This window comes from Streptomyces sp. SID14436, assembly GCF_010548465.1.
Lineage (GTDB): Bacteria > Actinomycetota > Actinomycetes > Streptomycetales > Streptomycetaceae > Streptomyces.
Genome location: NZ_JAAGMD010000782.1, coordinates 1 through 585 on the forward strand (window position 1 = coordinate 1; position 585 = coordinate 585).

1 protein-coding gene is annotated in these 585 nt (G+C 76.6%); it reads left to right on the forward strand.

The window, feature by feature from the left end; genetic code table 11:
* Window positions 1-331: 331 nt before the first annotated feature.
* Window positions 332-585: FAD-dependent oxidoreductase (locus G3I53_RS28180; RefSeq protein ID WP_164438919.1), on the forward strand; the 254-nt coding region annotated here is incomplete at its 3' end.

The window sequence follows — 585 nt, forward strand, 5'->3', positions numbered from 1 at the left end:
GTCCCCGGCCGCCGCCTGTTCGTCGGCCCCCACGTCGGCCCGCGCCCCGGCCGCTCCGTCGGATGAGGCCGCCCCGCTGTCACCGCCGCCGCTGCATCCGGTGACGGCGAGGGCCGCGGCGAGCAGGACCCCGGCCAGGACGTGGGCCGGCCGTGCGGACGTGTGTATGCGCATCTGGGTGTTCCCCCCGGGTGGTGATCTCCGACGTTCCTTCGACGCCGCCGGCACGCGAAACGTTTGCGGCGGACGGTCCCGAAGCGGTCACGGTCGGGACTCGGCAGGGCCACATGGCCCTGGCCGGGGAACGTCCCGCGTCTGAGAGGGTGGAGGCATGAGCGCAACGAGTACCGGTCACCGGCAGCGGGTGGTCGTCGTCGGAGGGGGCATCGCCGGGCTGGCCGCCGCACACCGGCTCCAGGAGCGCGGTGCCCGCGTGACGGTGCTGGAGGCTTCCGGACGGGTCGGCGGCAAGCTGCTGCCGGGGGAGATCGCGGGGGCGCGCGTGGACCTCGGCGCCGAGTCGATGCTGGCCCGCCGCCCCGAGGCGGTGGCGCTCGCCCGCGAGGTGGGCCTCGCCGGCCGGCT